Origin of the sequence: Stenotrophomonas sp. SAU14A_NAIMI4_8, assembly GCF_003086695.1 — a bacterium.
Lineage (GTDB): Bacteria > Pseudomonadota > Gammaproteobacteria > Xanthomonadales > Xanthomonadaceae > Stenotrophomonas.
The window spans coordinates 400,417-417,819 of the sequence record NZ_CP025999.1; the positions used below are offsets into that span (position 1 = coordinate 400,417).

15 protein-coding genes (1 of these 15 only partly in view) are annotated in these 17,403 nt (G+C 69.3%); 6 read left to right on the top strand and 9 right to left on the bottom strand.

Annotation, left to right across the window (positions count from 1 at the left end):
- Window positions 1–19 precede the first annotated feature (19 nt).
- The 3 genes from argS to C1930_RS01760 all read right to left on the bottom strand — a co-directional run bounded on the left by argS (window position 20) and on the right by C1930_RS01760 (window position 3,212).
- Complete coding sequence (argS, locus tag C1930_RS01750) at window positions 20–1,708, bottom strand: arginine--tRNA ligase (RefSeq protein ID WP_108748211.1); 1,689 nt, start codon at window positions 1,706–1,708, stop codon at window positions 20–22.
- A gap of 103 nt (window positions 1,709–1,811) precedes the next feature.
- Window positions 1,812–2,516 carry a DNA repair protein RadC gene (gene radC, locus C1930_RS01755; protein ID WP_108755182.1) on the bottom strand — a complete coding sequence of 235 codons (705 nt, stop codon included), beginning with the start codon at window positions 2,514–2,516 and terminating at the stop codon, window positions 1,812–1,814.
- Window positions 2,517–2,585: 69 nt separating this feature from the next.
- A complete protein-coding gene (locus tag C1930_RS01760) occupies window positions 2,586–3,212 on the bottom strand; it encodes a response regulator transcription factor (protein ID WP_108757615.1) in 627 nt (208 codons plus the stop codon).
- Between the two features lie 226 nt (window positions 3,213–3,438).
- Here C1930_RS01760 and coaBC point away from each other — a divergent pair, with 226 nt between their 5' ends.
- The 3 genes from coaBC to C1930_RS01775 are packed head-to-tail and all read left to right on the top strand — an operon-like array spanning window position 3,439 to window position 7,526.
- Window positions 3,439–4,701, top strand: a complete 1,263-nt coding sequence (coaBC, locus tag C1930_RS01765) for a bifunctional phosphopantothenoylcysteine decarboxylase/phosphopantothenate--cysteine ligase CoaBC (RefSeq protein ID WP_108770941.1) — start codon at window positions 3,439–3,441, stop codon at window positions 4,699–4,701.
- Window positions 4,698–5,171: a dUTP diphosphatase gene (gene dut / locus C1930_RS01770; RefSeq protein ID WP_108748215.1), complete on the top strand. Its 474-nt coding sequence runs from the start codon at window positions 4,698–4,700 to the stop codon at window positions 5,169–5,171. The genes coaBC and dut overlap by 4 nt, the downstream gene beginning before the upstream one ends.
- 12 nt (window positions 5,172–5,183) lie before the next feature.
- The gene (locus C1930_RS01775; protein ID WP_108770942.1) at window positions 5,184–7,526 is read left to right on the top strand and encodes a phosphomannomutase/phosphoglucomutase; all 2,343 of its coding nucleotides are present in this window, start codon (window positions 5,184–5,186) and stop codon (window positions 7,524–7,526) included.
- 74 nt (window positions 7,527–7,600) lie between these two features.
- Here the strand turns inward: C1930_RS01775 and C1930_RS01780 are convergent, their stop codons facing one another.
- Genes C1930_RS01780 through pyrE form a run of 4 tightly spaced genes read right to left on the bottom strand, consistent with a single transcriptional unit; the run spans window position 7,601 to window position 12,338 of the window.
- A complete protein-coding gene (locus C1930_RS01780; RefSeq protein ID WP_199911996.1) occupies window positions 7,601–8,305 on the bottom strand; it encodes a response regulator transcription factor in 705 nt (234 codons plus the stop codon).
- On the bottom strand, window positions 8,295–10,964 hold the full coding sequence (locus C1930_RS01785) for a sensor histidine kinase KdpD (protein ID WP_108770943.1): 2,670 nt from the start codon (window positions 10,962–10,964) through the stop codon (window positions 8,295–8,297). The genes C1930_RS01780 and C1930_RS01785 overlap by 11 nt, the downstream gene beginning before the upstream one ends.
- Window positions 10,965–11,014: 50 nt before the next feature.
- Window positions 11,015–11,662, bottom strand: coding sequence for a hypothetical protein (locus C1930_RS01790; protein WP_108748218.1), 648 nt, complete (start codon window positions 11,660–11,662; stop codon window positions 11,015–11,017).
- 16 nt (window positions 11,663–11,678) lie between these two features.
- Window positions 11,679–12,338, bottom strand: coding sequence for an orotate phosphoribosyltransferase (pyrE, locus tag C1930_RS01795; RefSeq protein ID WP_108755187.1), 660 nt, complete (start codon window positions 12,336–12,338; stop codon window positions 11,679–11,681).
- Window positions 12,339–12,501: 163 nt separating this feature from the next.
- Between pyrE and C1930_RS01800 the strand changes: the two genes are divergently transcribed.
- The 3 genes from C1930_RS01800 (at window position 12,502) to C1930_RS01810 (ending at window position 14,909) form a co-directional block, all read left to right on the top strand.
- Complete coding sequence (locus tag C1930_RS01800) at window positions 12,502–13,302, top strand: exodeoxyribonuclease III (RefSeq protein ID WP_108751925.1); 801 nt, start codon at window positions 12,502–12,504, stop codon at window positions 13,300–13,302.
- Window positions 13,299–14,603 carry an MFS transporter gene (locus C1930_RS01805; protein WP_108748221.1) on the top strand — a complete coding sequence of 435 codons (1,305 nt, stop codon included), beginning with the start codon at window positions 13,299–13,301 and terminating at the stop codon, window positions 14,601–14,603. The genes C1930_RS01800 and C1930_RS01805 overlap by 4 nt, the downstream gene beginning before the upstream one ends.
- Before the next feature lie 75 nt (window positions 14,604–14,678).
- Entirely contained in the window at window positions 14,679–14,909 is a 231-nt protein-coding gene (locus tag C1930_RS01810) for a hypothetical protein (protein ID WP_108751450.1), read from the top strand.
- Window positions 14,910–15,009: 100 nt separating this feature from the next.
- Here C1930_RS01810 and C1930_RS01815 read toward each other — a convergent pair whose 3' ends face one another.
- On the bottom strand, window positions 15,010–16,137 hold the full coding sequence (locus tag C1930_RS01815; RefSeq protein WP_108772519.1) for an anhydro-N-acetylmuramic acid kinase: 1,128 nt from the start codon (window positions 16,135–16,137) through the stop codon (window positions 15,010–15,012).
- 65 nt (window positions 16,138–16,202) lie between these two features.
- On the bottom strand, window positions 16,203–17,403 hold the 3' portion of the coding sequence (locus C1930_RS01820; RefSeq protein WP_108761014.1) for a peptidoglycan DD-metalloendopeptidase family protein. 272 nt of this gene lie beyond the right edge of the window; 1,201 of the gene's 1,473 nt are visible here — the last part of the coding sequence; its start codon lies off the right edge, out of view; the stop codon is at window positions 16,203–16,205.

Genomic DNA, 17,403 nt, shown 5'->3' on the forward strand with positions numbered 1-17,403 from the left:
CTACTGCTTCTCCGGGGAATTACATTTTTTCCGGGGCGCTGACGCCCAGGAGGTCGAGGCCGTTGGCCAGCACCTGCCGTGCCGCGTTGGCCAGGGCCAGGCGTGCATCCAGCTCGGACTGATCCAGTTCGAGGATCTTCTTGCTCTGATACCACGTGTGGAAGGCGTGTGCCAGTTCGCGCAGATACTGCGCCACCAGGTGCGGTTCCATCAGCGTGCCGGCCGATTCCACCACTTCGGGGTAGCGCGACATTTCCACCATGAGCCACAGCGAGGCTTCGTCGTCCAGCGTGGTCAGACCGGCCAGGCCGGCGCTGGGCGAATGGGTGATGCCCTTTTCCTGGGCCTGGCGCAGCAGGCTGCACACGCGTGCATGCGCGTACTGCACGTAGAACACCGGGTTGTCGTTGCTCTGCTGGCGGGCCAGGTCGATGTCGAAGGTCAGCTGCGAATCGGGCTTGCGCGCGATCAGGAACCAACGGGTGGCATCACGGCCGGCTTCGTCAATCAGGTCGCGCAGGGTGAAGTAGCTGCCGGCACGCTTGGACAGCTTCACTTCTTCGCCGCCACGCATCACCGTCACCATCTGGTGCAGCACGTATTCGGGCCAGCCCTGCGGAATACCCACTTCCATGGCCTGCAGGCCGGCGCGCACGCGCGCCAGCGAACCGTGGTGGTCGGCACCCAGTTCGGTGATCGCGCGCTCGTAGCCGCGCTGCCACTTGGACAGGTGGTAGGCCACGTCCGGCACGAAATAGGTGAAGGTGCCGTCGGACTTGCGCATCACGCGGTCCTTGTCGTCACCGAAGTCGGTGCTGCGCAGCCACAGAGCGCCGCCTTCCTCGTAGGTGTGGCCCGAGGCCTGCAGCTTGGCTACTGCTTCGGCCACCTTGCCGTCGGCGTACAGCGAGCTTTCCAGGAAGTAGATGTCGAAATCCACGCCGAACGCGGCCAGGTCCAGGTTCTGCTCGTTGCGCAGGTAGGCCACGGCGAAGCGACGGATGGCCTGCAGGTCGTCCGGGTCCTTGGCGCCGACCACGGTGGTGCCTTCCAGATCCACGCTGGCGCCGGCCATGTAGGCACGGCCCACATCGGCAATGTATTCACCGCGGTAGCCGCCTTCGGGCCAACCGTCCTGGTCGGGCGCGATGCCCTTCACGCGGGCCTGGGTGGACAGCGCCAGGTTTTCGATCTGCACGCCGGCGTCGTTGTAGTAGAACTCGCGCTTGGCGTTCCAGCCGTTGGCATCCAGCACGCGGGCAATGCAGTCGCCGATGGCCGCCGCGCGGCCGTGGCCGACATGCAGCGGGCCGGTCGGGTTGGCCGACACATACTCAACGCCCACCGTGCGGCCATTGCCGGACAGGTTGCGGCCGTAGTCGTGGGCTTCCTTCAGCACCAGCGCGGCTTCGCGCTGGTAGGCGGCCGGGGCCAGGTGGAAATTGATGAAGCCCGGGCCGGCGATCTCGACCTTGCTGACGTCCTCGCTGCGCGGCAGTGCGTCCACCAGCGCCTGCGCCACGGCACGCGGGTTGCTGCGCGCGGCCTTGGCCAGCAGCATGGCGGCGTTGGTGGCGAAGTCGCCATGCTCGCGGGTCTTCGGGCGTTCGACCACGAAGTCCGGCGTCAGGGTGTCGGCGGGCAGGGTGCCATTGGCGCGCAAGGCTTCGATGCCTTGGTTGATCAGGGCGCGGAGGAGATTTTTCACGAGGCCTGCTGTGAGAATGAGCGGCGGAATCGTCCATTTTAGCGCAGATACCGGTCAACCCGCTGACCGGGCGCCTGCGGCCGGGGCCAGCGCTGCGGCCGGTTCAGCCGGGCAGGCGGGCGCCCACCTTCGGCAGCAGACCCCGTTCAGCAAACGACACCGGGCGCCCTTCGCCCACCACGAAGTGGTCCAGCAGGCGCACGTCCACCATGGCCAGGGCCTGCTGCAGTTCGCGGGTGATGCGGGTATCGGCGGCCGACGGTTCAGGATCGCCGGAGGGGTGGTTGTGGCTGAGGATGACCGCGGCGGCGTTGTGCAGCAGGGCCCGACGCACCACTTCGCGCGGGTAGACCGGGGCGGCATTGATCGTGCCCTGGAACAATTCTTCGCAGGCCAGCAGGCGGTGGCGGTTGTCCAGGAACAGGGCCATGAAGATTTCCCGGGGCTGGCCGCGCAGCCGGTGCTGCAGGTAGCGGCCCACGGCGCTGGGGTTTTCGCCCACGCAGTCGCCCTGCTGCAGCTCGGCGGCCAGGTAGCGCTGGGCCAGCTCCAGACCCGCGGCCAGGGTGCAGCTGCGCGCCGGGCCCAGCCCAGGCAGGCGGGTCAGTTCGGCGGGCGGTCGGTCCAGCAGCACCCGTAACGGGCCGTGGGCCTGCAGCAGGTCGCGCGCGGTCTGCACGGCGTCGCGCCCGCCGAAGCCCGAGCCCAGGAACAGGGCGAGCAGTTCGGCATCGGACAGGGCGGCCGGACCGCGGGCCAGCAGCTTCTCGCGGGGGCGTTCGTTCTCGGGCCAGTCGAGGATGGTCATGGCCCATCGTGGCCGCCCGCGATCGTCGCGGGCATCGGCGCTTGCCGCGCCCTGCGGTGGGGCAAGCCCTCAATCGCGCTGGCGCTTCAGGTATTCGTACAGTTCCTGGTTGCTGTGCAGGCCCAGCTTGCGCTTGGCTTCGGCCTTCTGCCGGCTGATGGTCTTGGCGCTGCGGCCGCTGTGGTCGGCGATCGCATTCACGCTCAGACCCTCGGCCAGCAGCTGCATCACTTCCTGTTCGCGCGCCGACAGCGGTGAGGGTTCGCGTTGGAACATCAGGTCGCGTGACTGCAGGTGCCGGCGCAGCTGCTGGGAAACGAACACCTGCCCGCCCATGGCCGCATGCAGCGCCTGCGGCAGCTCGGCGAAATCGGCGGCCTTGTCGACCAGACCATGCACGCCATCACGCAGCAGCCCATCCAGCAGGCCGGGATGGCGCGCGCCGGTCAGCACCACCACGGGCAGCTGTGGGTGCCGCTCGCGCAGGGCCGCCACCAGTTCCGGGCCGTCCGGACCGGGGCCGGGCATGGCCAGGTCGGTCAGCACGGCATGGCAGCGGCGCTCGTCCACCAGGCGCAGCAGGCCGGCGCCATCGCAGGCGGCGCCGGCCACATCCAGACGGTGGCGTTCGAGCACGATGCGGATGCCGTGCAGGACCACCGGGTGGTCGTCGGCAATGATGATGCGCGGGTGCACGGCATGCTCCTGGGAAAACAGACGGCACACGCGGCGTGGCCACCTATGATTCTGCAAACAGCGCGGCCGCACAGGTATAGGAAAGTTCCGAATCGAACAATGGTCCATGCGGAACTTCATGTGGTCATAACCCTATGTGCTGATAGCGGCCCGCTATGTGCGCCATGCACCGGGACGCCACCGCCCTTCGGGTAAGCTAGCGCCCTCGTTTGCACAGGAATTCCAGGTGGCTGATTCTCCCAACGCCTCCCCCGCGCCGGCCCGCGCGCTGGCGGGCCAGAAACTGCTGTTGTGCGTGGGCGGTGGCATCGCTGCGTACAAGGCCCTGGAACTGGTGCGGCGCCTGCGTGATGCCGGCGCCCTGGTGCAGGTGGCCATGACTGCCGGTGCGCAGCAGTTCGTCACCCCGCTCAGCTTCCAGGCGCTGTCCGGCCTGCCGACCCGCACCACGCTGTGGGACAGCGCGGCCGAGCAGGCCATGGGCCATATCGAACTGGCGCGCTGGGCCGACCGTATCGTGGTCGCCCCCGGCACCGCCGATCTGCTGGCCCGCCTGGCCCACGGCCACGCCGACGACCTGGTCAGCACGCTGTGCCTGGCCAGCACCGCGCCGCTGACCGTGTGCCCGGCCATGAACCACCGCATGTGGCTGCACCCGGCCACCCAGGCCAACATCGCCCTGCTGCGCCAGCGCGGCGCACAGGTGATCGGCCCGGTGGATGGCCCGCTGGCCGAAGGTGAATCGGGCCCCGGCCGGCTGGCCGAACCGGGCGACATCGTGGCCGCGCTGGCCGCCGTGGGTGCACCGCCGGTGGCCGAGGCCGCGCCGGAAACCCGCGCGCTGCAGGGCCTGCGCCTGCTCATCAGCGCCGGCCCGACCTATGAAGACATCGACCCGGTGCGCTACGTCGGCAACCGCAGCAGCGGCAAGATGGGCTTCGCCCTGGCCGCAGCGGCCGCCACGATGGGCGCGCAGGTGGTGCTGGTCAGCGGCCCGGTGCAGCTGCCCACGCCGCCCGGCGTGCAGCGCGTGGATGTGCGCTCGGCCGCGCAGATGCGCCAGGCCGTGCTGGACGCGTTGCCGGCAGACATCTACATCGGTGCCGCCGCCGTGTCCGACTACACCCCGCGCCAGGTGGCCGCGCAGAAGCTGAAGAAGACCGCCGACAGCCAGTCGCTGGTGATCGAGCTGGTGCGCACCCCGGACATCCTGGCCGAGGTGGCCGCGCAGACCCAGGCCCTGAAGCTGGTGGTCGGCTTCGCTGCCGAAACCCACGATGTGGAGAAGTACGCGCGCGGCAAGCTGGTCGACAAGCGCCTGGACCTGGTGATCGCCAACCAGGTGGGCATCAGCGGCGGCGGCTTCGAAAGTGACAACAATGCGGCCACTGCCTTCTGGCAGGACGGCGAACAGGTATTCCCGGCCACCAGCAAGCGCGAACTGGCCGAACAACTGCTGGCGCTGATCGCGCGGAGGCTTACGGCATGACCCAGACGTTTTCCCCGCAGCCGCTGCAGGTGAAGCTGCTCGACCCGCGCTTCGGCGACAGCTGGCCGTTGCCGGCCTACGCCACCGAAGCCAGCGCGGGCATGGACCTGCGCGCGGCGCTGGAAACCGCATTGACCCTGCAGCCCGGCGATACCGCGCTGGTGCCCAGCGGCCTGGCCATCCATATCGCCGATCCCGGCCTGTGCGCGGTCATCCTGCCGCGCTCGGGCCTGGGCCACCGCCACGGTATCGTGCTGGGCAACGGCACCGGCCTGATCGATGCCGATTACCAGGGCCCGCTGCTGATCAGCGTCTGGAACCGCGGCCGCGAAGCCTTCACTATAGAACCGGGCGATCGCATCGCCCAGCTGGTCGTCGTTCCGATTGCCCGCGTCAGCCTGCAGGTGGTGGATACTTTCACCGACAGCGTGCGGGGAACGGGTGGATTCGGCCATACCGGGGTGCGTTGACGGGGGAGATCAATGAGCGGCAACGGGGAAGCGAAGCAGGCGAAGTCGTTGGGTCGGGGGGCACCGCTGCTGGGTGTGCTGCTGGTACTGCTGGCCGGGTGGTTCGGCTGGAGCGCGGTGCAGCAGTGGCGACAGGCGGCCAACGGCGAGGCACTGGAAGCGGCCCGCGACCAGGCTGTGCAGGGGCTTCAGCAGGCCGCTGCCGGCCAGTTGCAGCAGTTGCAGAAGCATCTGCAGAGCGATCGCGTGCAGCAGGCGCTGCGCGCTGGCGATGCCGCCGCCGCGGCCCTGGCCATGCGTGAAAGCTGGACCGGGGTGGAGCAGGTGGACGTGCTGGATGCCGACCTTGCCGCCGCCTATGTCGACATGCCGGCGTTCGGTTACTCGCGGCTGGCCCTGCTGGAATCGGCGCTGGCCGACGGCAAGCCGGCCCTGCGCGTGGTGCGCGATGCGGGCGGCAACCGCCTGGGTCTGGCCGCCGCCGTCGAGCTGGGCAGCGCCGGCCCGGCCGTGGCCTATGTGCGCCAGCCACTGCTGCGCCTGACCGCGCCGCTGGACCAGGTGCGTACCCCCGCCGACGGCTTCCTGGCCCTGCGCCAGGGCGGCCATGACATCGTGGCGCAGGGCGATGCCGGCCTGCGCGAGAGCGCCGAAGCACTGGCGCGCCCGGTGGCCGGTACCCCCCTGCGGTTGGCCGCAGCGGTACCCAACATCGAGGCCGGCCCACTGGGCCTGGGTGCGCTGGGCAGCGCCATCGTCGCGCTGCTGCTGTTGTTCATCGCCGTATTGCTGGTGGTCGGTCGCAACCGCCTGCCGAAGTCACTGCCGCTGCGCCGCACCGCCGCCAGCGAGGGCGACCAGGGCCCGACCCTGCGCGAGAGCCTGCAGATGTCCACCCCGCCGCCGTTGCTGGCCAGCGGCGATGAAGGTGATGCCGTGGCGCCGCCGCCGGTCCCGCCGGTGGCGCTGGCCCCGGGCATCTTCCGCGCCTACGACATCCGTGGCGTGGTCGGCAGCGAACTGAACCCGAAGACCGCGGCCCTGATCGGCCAGGCCATCGGTACCGTGGCGCTGGAACAGGGCCTGCGCGAGGTGGTGATCGGCCGGGATGGGCGCCTGTCCGGCCCGGAACTGGCCGCCGCCCTGGCCGAGGGCCTGCGCCGCGCCGGCTGCTCGGTCATCGATATCGGCCTGGCCGCCACGCCGATGGTCTACTTCGCTGCCTTCCATCTGCGCACCGGCACCTGCGTGGCCGTGACGGGCAGCCACAACCCGCCCGAGTACAACGGCTTCAAGATCGTCATCGGCGGTGAAACCCTGTCCGGCGATGCGATCACCGATCTCTACCTGCGCATCAGCGAAGGTCGCCTGCAGCAGGCCGCCACGCCGGGTGACTACCAGCAGCGCGAGGTGGCGGCCGACTACATCCAGCGCATCGCCGACGACGTGCAGCTGGACCGTCCGCTGAAGGTCGTCGCCGACGCCGGCAACGGCGTGGCCGGTGCGTTCGCCCCGCAATTGCTGGAAGCCATCGGCGCCGAGGTCATTCCGCTGTACTGCGATGTCGATGGCACCTTCCCCAACCACCATCCCGATCCGAGCGAACCGGCCAACCTGGAAGACCTGGTGCAGACGGTCAAGCGCTTCGGTGCCGACCTGGGCGTGGCCTTCGATGGCGATGGCGACCGCCTGGGCGTGGTCACCGGCGAAGGGCGCATCATCTACGCCGACCGCCTGCTGATGCTGTTTGCCGCCGATGTGCTGATGCGCAATCCCGGCGCGATGGTCATCTACGACGTGAAATGCACCGGCAAGCTGTCCGATCACGTGCTGCGCAATGGCGGCAGCCCGTTGATGTGGAAGACCGGGCATTCGCTGATGAAGGCCAAGATGCGCGAGACCGACGCCGAACTGGCCGGCGAGATGAGCGGCCACTTCTTCTTCAAGGAACGCTGGTTCGGTTTCGACGATGGCCTGTACGCCGCCGCGCGCCTGCTGGAAATCCTGGCCCAGCGCGAGGAAGCCCCGGACGAAGTGCTGGCCGAGCTGCCCGAAACCGTGGCCACGCCGGAACTGAAGGTGCCGGTGGCCGATGGCACGCCGCACGCGCTGGTGGCGATGCTGGTCGATGCGGCACAGTCGGCGGAGTCGCCCTACACGGGCGGGCGCCTGTCCACCATCGATGGCCTGCGCGTGGACTTCCCCGACGGCTGGGGCCTTGTACGTGCATCCAACACCACGCCGGTGCTGGTGCTGCGCTTTGAAGGCAACGATGAAGCCGCCCTGGAGCGCATCCAGGCGCTGTTCCGCAGCCAGCTGCAGACGGTACTGGGCGACACCCCGCTGGGGTTCTGATCGCTCCTGCGGGCCGGCCCATCCACGCATGGCGTGGATCTACCTGGTAGGTGCCGACCGTTGGTCGGCACGCCTCACCCCTTGAACCTCAGCCCCACGCCTGGTTCGGTGAACAGGTAACGCGAATCCAGCGCCGAATCGCCCAGCTTGTGCCGCAGCTTGCCCACCAGGATGCGCAGGTAGTGGGTGTCGTGCTGGTGCGTCGGGCCCCAGATCTCCTGCAGGATCTGCGGCTGGGTCACCACCCGCCCGGCGTTGCGCAGCAGCAGTGACAGCAGCGCGTACTCCTTGCGGGTCAAGGCCACTGGCTCGCCGTCCAGCGCCACTTCGCGGCGCACCAGGTCCACATGCAGGTGGCCATCGTCGAACACCGGCGGCGCGCCATCGCTGGGCACGCTGCGCGTGCGCAGCAGCGCCCGCACCCGCGCCATCAGTTCCTGGGTGCCGAACGGCTTGGTCACGTAGTCGTTGGCGCCGTTGTCCAGCGCCCGCACCTTCTCGGCCTCGCCGGCGCGCACGGTCAGCATGATCACCGGCACCTGGCTCCACTGCCGCAGCTGCTGCAGCACCTCGTGCCCCTCCATGTCCGGCAGGCCGATATCCAGGATCACCAGGTCCATGTCCTCGCTGGCCGCCAGTTGCAGGCCTTCCTCGCCGCTGGCGGCCTGCCGTACCTGGTAGCCCTGCGCACGCAGGCTGATGTCCAGGAAACGGCGGATCTGGGTTTCATCGTCGATCACCAGCACGCGTGCGGCCGGCACGCTGGCGTCAGTCGGCATCGGGCTCATCGTGGTCAGCAGGTTTCAGCAAGGGCAGGGTGATGCGGATCAGGGTACCGCGGCCGTCGCGCCCGGGCAGCGCCTGCACGCTGCCGCCGTGGGCGCCGATCATGCCCTGGCAGATGGCCAGGCCCAGGCCGGTGCCATGGCGGCCGCGGTCGCCGCGCTCCACGCTGTAGAACATGTCGAAGATGCGCGTGCGCTCGTCATCGGGAATGCCCGGGCCGGCGTCGATCACGTCGATCTGCAGCTGGCCGTCGGCCAACCGTGCCTGCACCTGCACGGCGGCGCCGGGGGGCGAGAACTTCGCCGCGTTCTCCATCACGTTGAACACGGCCTGTTCCACCAGCGCCGGGTGCACCCAGATCGGCGCCAGCGTTGCCGGAATGTCCAGCTCCAGGCGCACCTGCGGCTGGTAGCGCTGCAGGCGCCGTGCCGCCGAACCGATCAGCTCGTCCACGCCGATCCAGTCGCGGTTGATCTGCAGCCCGTCATGGCCCAGGCGGGTCATGTCCAGCAGGTTCTGGATGTAGCGGTCCAGCCGCTCGCCCTCCACCTGGATGGTGTCCAGCAGGGCCCGCCGGTCAGCGCCGTCCATGGCATCGCCATAGCTGGCCAGGCTGTCGGCCGAGCCGATCATCGCCGCCAGCGGCGAGCGCAGGTCGTGCGATACCGAAGACAGCAGGGCGGAGCGCAGGCGTTCGGTCTCGTTGCTTACGTGGGCCTGTTCCAGCTCGGCCACCAGGCGCGTGCGCAGCACGGCCTGGGCGATGTCATCCACCATGGCTTCGGCCAGTTGCCGCTGCTCGGGCAACAGCCGGGCGTCGGGCAGGTACAGGCCGGCCACGCCAAGGGCACGGTCACCGCCATCCAGCAGTGGCAGGAACCACCACTGCGCACCGGCCAGCGTATCGGTGAAGCGTCCACCGGGCTGGCCGTGGCGCTGCGCCCAGTCGGCCGCCGCCAGGTCGGTGTCGCCGGGCAGCGCGCGGCCGCCGGTGGCCGTGTCGGTGCCGATGCGCAGCCATGCCGGCACATCCAGGGCCTGCTGCAGGGCCTGGCGCCCGGCCTGCGCCACCTCGCCCGGCCCGGCCGCGCTGGCCAGCTGCCGGCCCAGCTGCTGGCGCGCGCGCGCATGGCGGTTGGCCGCGCGCAGGGCAATCACCTGCATGCGCAGCCGCGATGCCAGGCGCCCGGCCACCAGCGCTGCGGCCAGGAACAGGAAGACGGTGATCACCCCTTGCCGCGCGCTGATGGCGAAGGTGAAGCGCGGCGCGATGAACAGGAAGTTGTAGGCCAGGAAGCACAGGATCGCGGCCATCGCGGCCACGCTGGCGCGGGTACGTGCGGCCACCAGCACCACCGCCACGATGAACACCATCGACAGGTCGGCCATGCCCACCCAGCGTTCGCCCAGCCACGCCACCGCGCAGGCCAGCGCGGTGGCAACCAGCGCCTGCACCGGCTCGTAGCTGATGCCGCGCATCGGCGGCAGCAGGCCTTCGCGGCGCGAACGGGCGCGGGCCTGCGGCGTGCTGATGATGGTGATCTCGTAATGCGCCCCGCGCTGGATCAGCTGCTGGGTCAGGGTGCGGTTGAACATGCGGGCCAACGGACGTTCGCGGGTACGGCCCAGCACCAGCGTCGAAATGCCATTGTGCGCGGCATGGTCCAGCAGGGCATCGGCAATGCTGGACCCGTGCAGCAGCTCGGCCTCGCCACCCAGGCGCCGTGCCAGCGCGAATGCCGCATCGATCTCGCGGCGGGTGGCATCGTCCTGGCGCCGGCCCTGCACGGTCACCACCGTCCACGGTGCGTCGCGGCGTTCGGCAATGCGCCGCGCCACCCGCACCAGGTATTCGCTCTGGCCACCGCCATCAATGGCCACCAGTACGCCGCGGCGCAACGGCAGGTTCGCCTCGCCACGCGCGGCCCGGGTCTCGCGCAGGCTGCTGTCCACGCGATCGGCCGCTTCCTGCATGGCCAGTTCGCGCAGCGCGGTCAGGTTGGCCGGTGAAAAGAACGCCTGCAGGGCCTGCGCGGCCTGCTCGGGAACGTACACCTTGCCCTGCTGCAGGCGCGCGATCAGTTCGCGCGGCGGCAGGTCCACCAGCACGATGTCGTGCAGGCGGTCCAGCACCACGTCGGGCACGGTCTCGCTCACCCGCACGCCGGTGATCCGCATCACCACATCGTTCAGGCTTTCCAGGTGCTGGATGTTCACCGTGGTCCAGACGTCGATGCCGGCATCCAGCAGTTCCATCACATCCTGCCAGCGCCGTTCGTGGCGGCTGCCGGGCACGTTGCGGTGGGCCAGTTCATCCACCAGCGCCAGCGCCGGCCGGCGTGCCAGCAGCGCATCCAGGTCCATCTCGTGCAAGGCGTGGCCGCGGTAGTCCACGTCCTTCAGCGGCAGCTGCGGCAGGCCGTCCAGCAGGGCCTGGGTTTCGGCGCGGCCGTGGGTTTCCACCAGCCCCACCACCAGGTCCACGCCACGGCGGCGCTGTTCCTGTGCACGGGCCAGCATGGCGTAGGTCTTGCCCACGCCCGGCGCTGCGCCGAGGAAAACGGTCAGCTTCCCGCCGGCTTCGCGCTGCAGGCCGTGCACCAGCGCATCGGCCTGGCGGGTACGCGCATCAGGGGTTCGGGCCGCTGTCATGGTCACCGGTGGGCGCGGGGCCGCTGGGGCCGCTGGGGCCGCCACGCGCTTCAGCCTGCGGGCGCCAGCCCTTTCAGTTCACGGTAGCGCTGCAGGGTGGTTTCGATCTCGGCCTTCAGTGCCACCTGCTGCTGCTCGAAACTGGCCTGCAGGCGCTGCTGCGAGCGCAGCTGCGCATGCCGCTGGCGGATCAGGTCGGCCTGTTTGTCAGCCACCGCGGCGCCGGCCAGTTCGCGATCACCGGCCGCGCCCAACAGCGCCACCAGCGAATCACGCAGGCTGGCCACGTTGTAGCGGGCGGTCTTCAGGTTGTTGTCCAGCACTTCCTGGCGTTCGCTGAACACGCGCCGCAGCGCGTCTTCGTCGGAATAGGTCACCAGCATGGCCTGCTCGGTGCGTTGGCGGGTCAGCTCGGCCATCTTGTCCAGCTGGGTCTGCGCCGCCGCCGTGGAAGCGGCGGCACGTTCCTCATCGTTCAACGCGCGCTCGACCTGGGCATTGCGCAGGCCGCTGTTCACGTTGAATTCCTCGCGCGCGTTGTTCACCGCGTCGGCCGGCAGCGCATCGCTGCAGATCCGTTCCTTGCCCTGGTTCCAGCAGTACAGCTTCTTTTCCGCCTTGCCGCTGGACTGCGCCAGGGCGGTGGCCGGAACCGCCAGCAGCAGGCTGGCGGCAACAATGGCAGGAACTCGGAACATGCGACCTTCCCCTGGGTCAGCGTGCGGAGCGGACGCCGTACTGGGCCCGATAGGCTTCCAGCGGCTGCCGGTAGCCCACAAGTTCCGGGTTTCCGGAGGCGAAATCAAGCAGATCGGCCAGGGTGGCCACGGCGATCACCGGAATGCCGGCTTCTTCGGCCACGGCCTGTGCGGCCGAACGGTGGTCGCTTTCCGAGGCGATCTCCTGGCGGTCCAGGGCCACCACGATGCCGGCCGGGGTGCCACCGGCGGCGCGGATGATGGCCATGGCTTCGCGGATCGCGGTGCCGGCGGTAATCACATCGTCCACGATCAGCACGCGCTTGCCGGTCAGGTCGGCGCCGATCAGCTGGCCGCCTTCACCGTGGTCCTTCACTTCCTTGCGGTTGAACGACAGCGGCAGGTCGCGGCCGCGCTGGGCCAGTTCGCAGGCCATCGCGGTGGCCAGCGGAATGCCCTTGTAGGCCGGGCCGAAGACCACGTCGTACTTGATCCCGCTGGCGTCGATGGCATCGGCGTAGCAGGCGCCCAGCTGGGCCAGCAGCGAACCGGAATCGAACCGGCCGGCATTGAAGAAATAGGGGCTCAGGCGGCCGGACTTCAGGGTGAACTGGCCGAAGCGCAGGGCGTCGGCGGTCAGGGCCAGCTGCAGGAAACGGTGGCGATGGTCGCTCATCAAAACTCTGTTCATCATCATTTGGAGCATAAATCCTAATCCAGCTGGGCCCTTCGCGCTCGTCCGGCCCGCCGTGAAGGCCCGCCCGGGGGGCGCCGGCGGACTGCGCAGCCCCATGGCCAACCGGTATGCTTGCCCGGTTTCCCGCCGTAGGTTCTTCTGCATGCGCATCATCAGCTTCAACGCCAATGGCATCCGCTCGGCCGCCACCAAGGGCTTCCTCGACTGGTTCCGTGCCCAGGACGCCGACGTTCTGTGCATCCAGGAAACCAAGGCGCAGGAAGACCAGCTGACCGACCCGATGTTCCGCCCCGATGGCCACCACTGCTTCTACCGCGATGCCATCACCAAGAAGGGCTACAGCGGCGTGGCCATCTACAGCAAGCGCGAGCCCGACCAGGTCATCACCTCGCTGGGCTGGGCTCCGTTCGACGATGAAGGCCGCTACATCGAGGCGCGCTTCGGCAATCTCAGCGTGGTCTCCTTCTATATTCCCTCCGGCAGCTCGGGCGACCTGCGCCAGGGCTTCAAGTTCGAAGTGATGGAGTGGCTGCGGCCGATCCTGGAAGAGTGGGCGCGCAGTGGCCGCGACTACGTGTTGTGTGGCGACTGGAACATCGTCCGTTCGGCGCTGGACATCAAGAACTGGAAATCCAACCAGAAGAATTCCGGCTGCCTGCCCGAGGAGCGCGACTGGCTGAATGCCCTGTGCGCCGACCATGGTCAGGCCACCGATGTCGCTTCCGGCCGCGGCTGGGCCGACGCCTACCGCCTGCTCAACCCCACCGGCGAGGATTACACCTGGTGGAGCAACCGCGGCGCGGCCCGCGCCAACAACGTCGGTTGGCGCATCGATTACCAGTTCATCACCCCGGGCCTGCGTGACCGCCTGCGCAGCTGCTCGATCTACCGCGACGAGCGCTTCTCCGACCACGCCCCGTTCACCGTGGACTACGACCTGTGACCGAGGCCGCTGCGGCGCCCAGCTACAAGGGTTGGGCCGGCATCAAGCGCGCCTTCGGCACGCCGTCGGCGTTGACCATGGCCCTGCTGGGCTTCGGCAGCGGCCTGCCGTTCCTGCTGATCGCCTCGCAGACCCTGTCCACCCGCCTGCGCGATGTCGGCCTGGATCTGGGCAGCATCGGCCTGATCAGCCTGGCCAGCTTCTTCTACCTGCTGAAGTTCGTCTGGGCGCCGCTGCTGGACCGGTACGCGTTCCCGCTGCTGGGCCGGCTCGGTCGTCGCCGCTCCTGGCTGCTGGTGTCGCAGGTGGCGGTGCTGGTCGGCCTGGTGGCGCTGGCCTTCGTGCGCCCCGAACAGGGCGTGTGGCCGCTGGTGGGCTGGGTGCTGGCCGCGTCCTTCGCTGGCGCCACCCAGGACTCTGTGGTCGATGCCTACCGCATCGAGATCGCCCCGCAGACCGCGCAGGCGGCCCTGGCGGCCACCTATACGCTGGGCTACCGCATCGGCCTGATCCTGGCCGGCGCCGGCGCGCTGTACCTGGCCCAGTTCGAAGGCTGGATCGTGGCCTACCTGGCCATGGCCGCGCTGATGCTGCTGCCGATCCTGGCCACGCTGTTCTGCCGCGAGCCCGACCGCCCGGCCAACGCGGTGCAGCGCCGCATCGACGTGGCCGAAGCCTTCGTACAGCCGATTACCAGCTTCTTCAGCCGCAACGGCATCGCCCTGGCACTGGGGCTGCTGGCCTTCGTCGGCCTGTTCAAGTTCCCCGACCAGGTGATCGGGGTCATGGCCGGCCCGTTCTATCTGGATTCGGGCTTCGACAAGGCCGACATCGCCACTGTGTCCAAGCTGTTCGGCGTGTGGATGGGCATTGGCGGCGCCTTCCTCGGCGGTATCGCGGTGGCCGCGTTCGGTTTCCGTCGCATGCTGCTGGTCGCCGCGCTGGGCGTGGCCCTGTCCAACCTGGCCTTCCTGCTGATGGCGCACAACCCCGGCCAGCTGTGGGCGTTCTATGCCGCACTCAGCGCCGACAACCTGTTCCAGGGCTTCGCCGGCACCGTGCTGGTGGCCTTCATGTCCTCGCTCACCGACCGCAATTTCACCGCCACCCAGTACGCGCTGCTGGTGTCGCTGGCCAACCTGCCGGGCAAGTTCGTCGGTGGCGTGTCCGGTTACATCGTCGAAGCCAGCTCATACAGCACCTTCTTCATGCTCAGCGCGGTCACCGTGGTGCCGACCTTGCTGCTGCTGGCCTGGCTGTGGCCGCGCATCCTGGATCGCGGGCCGCCGGCCGCCCCCTGATTGCCTGCACGCCCCGGCTGCGGGATGATCGCCACGTGCGCCGGGGGGGCGGTGCCTTGCGAACGGGGAGTGAGCATGGCCGATATAGTGCTGCGCGACGTCGATCCGCTGCTGCTGGAACGTATCCGGCGGGTGGCGGTCGCGCGCGGCTGGACCCACGAACAGACCTGCCAGGCGGTGCTGGAGCAGGGGCTGTTGAGCAGTGAACTGGAAGTGCGCTCGGGCTTTGGCGATCCCGAAGTGGATGCGCTGTCGGCGGCCATCGCCGCGCTGCAGGCCATGCCCGCCGGCCAGGGCTTCGATTGACCTGACACTTCGACGCCGGGCATGGCCCGGCGCTACCGCCACTTCACCGGGTGCATGATGTCGGGTAGCGCCGGGCCATGCCCGGCGGATGCCACCCGCGTCACGCCAGGTGAATCGCCCCCAGGATCCGCGGCCCCTGCGCGCCGGTCACCGCCGGCAGGTTGCCCGGCAACCCGTCCATCGTGCGCTGGGCCAGCCAGGCAAAGCCCATCGCTTCCACGTATTCCGGGTCCAGCCCATGCCGCGCGCTGGATTCAACCTGCACGCCCGGCAGGCGCGCCGCCAACCGCCGCATCAGCTGTGCGTTGTGTACACCGCCACCGCAGACCAGCACCCGTCGCGTGCCCGGCTGCTGCGCCAGCAGCGCATCGGCCACGGTCATCGCGGTCAGCTCCAGCAGGGTGGCCTGCACATCGGCGGCACTGAACTGGCCCTCGCCCATGTGCGCTTCGGCCCAGGCCAGGTGGAACTGTTCGCGCCCGGTGCTCTTGGGCGGCGGCAGATCGAACCACGGGTCGGCCCGCCAGGCGGCCAGCAGGCTGTCATCCACCGCACCGCTGGCGGCAAACGCGCCATCGGCATCGAAGCTGCGGCCGGTGTGGCGCTGGCACCACGCATCCATCAGTGCATTGGCCGGGCCGGTGTCGAAGCCGCGCACCGCCCCCTGCCGGGGAATCAGGGTCAGGTTGCCGATCCCGCCCAGGTTCAGCACCGCGCGGTCTTCATCGGCGGCGCCCAGCATGGCCAGGTGGAAGGCGGGCATCAGCGGCGCGCCATGGCCACCGGCGGCCACGTCGCGGCGGCGGAAATCGCACACGGTGGTGATGCCGGTCAGCTCGGCAATCCGGCTGCCATCGCCCAGCTGCACGGTGAAGGCCGGGTCGGCCAGCGGCCGGTGGCGCACGGTCTGCCCGTGCGAGCCGATCGCCCGCACCTGGGCGCGATCCACCCCGGCCTCGTCCAGCAGTTGGTTGGCCGCGCCGGCGAAGGCAATCGCGATCCGCGCATCCAATTCGCCCAGCTCTTCCAGCGACTGCAGCGGACCGCCTTCGCCCAGCGCCACCAGCCGGGCACGCAGCACCGGTTCCCACCGCGCGGTCAGCCCGTGCACGAAGTGGCAGCCGCCGGTAGCGGGGAACTGCACCAGGGCGGCGTCGATGCCATCGGCGCTGGTGCCCGACATCAGGCCAAGGTACAGGGGGGCGTTCGGGTCGGCGGCGGCGTTCATGGCGGGCATAAAAAAAGGACGTGGCAAGCTTGTGCTGCCACGTCCTTGTTCGTCAACGCAGGGGCTCAACCGCGCTTGCGGGCCGGCGCCTTGGCGTCCTTGGCGCTGGCCACCTCGGTGGCATCGGCCTCGCGGCTGGCGGGGGCCGGGCTGGCCTCGGCGTAGATCAGCTTTTCCATGCCCTGGATACGCGCCATGGCCGGTGCGGTCTGCGCGCGGAAGGCCACCAGTTCGGCACCCTTCAGCGGTTCCGGCGGCGGCATGGTCACCGTCAGCGGGTTGCGGTGCTGGCCATTCACGCGGAATTCGTAGTGCAGGTGCGGGCCGGTGGCCAGGCCGGTGGAGCCCACGTAGCCGATCACCGTGCCCTGGGCCACGCGCTGGCCGTTCTTGATGCCGGCAAAGCGCGACATGTGACCGTACAGGGTGGTGTGGCCGCGGCCATGGTCCAGGATCACCACGTTGCCGTAGCCACGCTGCACGCCCACGAATTGCACGCGTGCATCACCGGCGGCCATGATCGGCGTGCCGGTGCGGGCGGCGTAGTCCACGCCCTTGTGCATGCGCATCTTGCCCAGCACCGGGTGCTTGCGCGCACCGAAGGTCGAGCTCAGGCGCGCGAAGGGAATCGGCATACGGATGAAGCTCTTCTTCAGCGAACGGCCGTTGAGGTCGTAGTACTCCGACTTGCCGTTGCGCTCGAAGCGGAAGCCCGAATAGGTCTTGCCGCCGGTGGTGAAGGTGGCCGCCAGGATCTTGCTGGTGTCGACCTTCTCGCCTTCGCGCCAGGTCTCGTCCATCACCACGCTGAAGCGGTCGCCCGGCTGCAGGTCCTTCGAGAAATCGATGTCGTACTTGAAGATGTCGTCGGTCATCGTCGCGATCGCCGACGGCGACAGCCCGGCACGGCGTGCCGCGGCATACAGCGAACTGGTGATCTCGCCACTGGTGACCACCGTGCGCGTGGAGGTCTCGCGCTGGGTCACCTTTTCCTTGATGTCATTGCCGGCCAGGCTCAGCTCCACCCGGTGCTCGCCATCGCGGTCGAAGCGGATGCTGCGCAGGTCGCCCGACAGCGGCATGTCGAAGGCGATCTCGGCGCCCGGGCGCAGCTTGGTCAGCGAATCGCGCGCGCCGGGATGGTCCAGCACCCGGTGCAGGGTGCTGGCCGGAATGCCGGCCTGGTCGAACAGTTCGCTCAGGGTCTGGCCGCGCTGCACCCGCAGCACCTGCCAGCTGTCGCCGGGGGTCTGCTGCTGGCGCGCC

Coding starts and splice junctions, on each gene's coding strand:
- radC (WP_108755182.1), bottom strand. CDS start 2,516: ATGACCATCCTCGACTGGCCCGAGAACGAACGCCCCCGCGAGAAGCTG.
- dut (WP_108748215.1), top strand. CDS start 4,698: ATGACCCAGACGTTTTCCCCGCAGCCGCTGCAGGTGAAGCTGCTCGAC.
- C1930_RS01775 (WP_108770942.1), top strand. CDS start 5,184: ATGAGCGGCAACGGGGAAGCGAAGCAGGCGAAGTCGTTGGGTCGGGGG.
- C1930_RS01780 (WP_199911996.1), bottom strand. CDS start 8,305: ATGCCGACTGACGCCAGCGTGCCGGCCGCACGCGTGCTGGTGATCGAC.
- C1930_RS01785 (WP_108770943.1), bottom strand. CDS start 10,964: ATGACAGCGGCCCGAACCCCTGATGCGCGTACCCGCCAGGCCGATGCG.
- C1930_RS01790 (WP_108748218.1), bottom strand. CDS start 11,662: ATGTTCCGAGTTCCTGCCATTGTTGCCGCCAGCCTGCTGCTGGCGGTT.
- pyrE (WP_108755187.1), bottom strand. CDS start 12,338: ATGAGCGACCATCGCCACCGTTTCCTGCAGCTGGCCCTGACCGCCGAC.
- C1930_RS01800 (WP_108751925.1), top strand. CDS start 12,502: ATGCGCATCATCAGCTTCAACGCCAATGGCATCCGCTCGGCCGCCACC.
- C1930_RS01810 (WP_108751450.1), top strand. CDS start 14,679: ATGGCCGATATAGTGCTGCGCGACGTCGATCCGCTGCTGCTGGAACGT.
- C1930_RS01815 (WP_108772519.1), bottom strand. CDS start 16,137: ATGAACGCCGCCGCCGACCCGAACGCCCCCCTGTACCTTGGCCTGATG.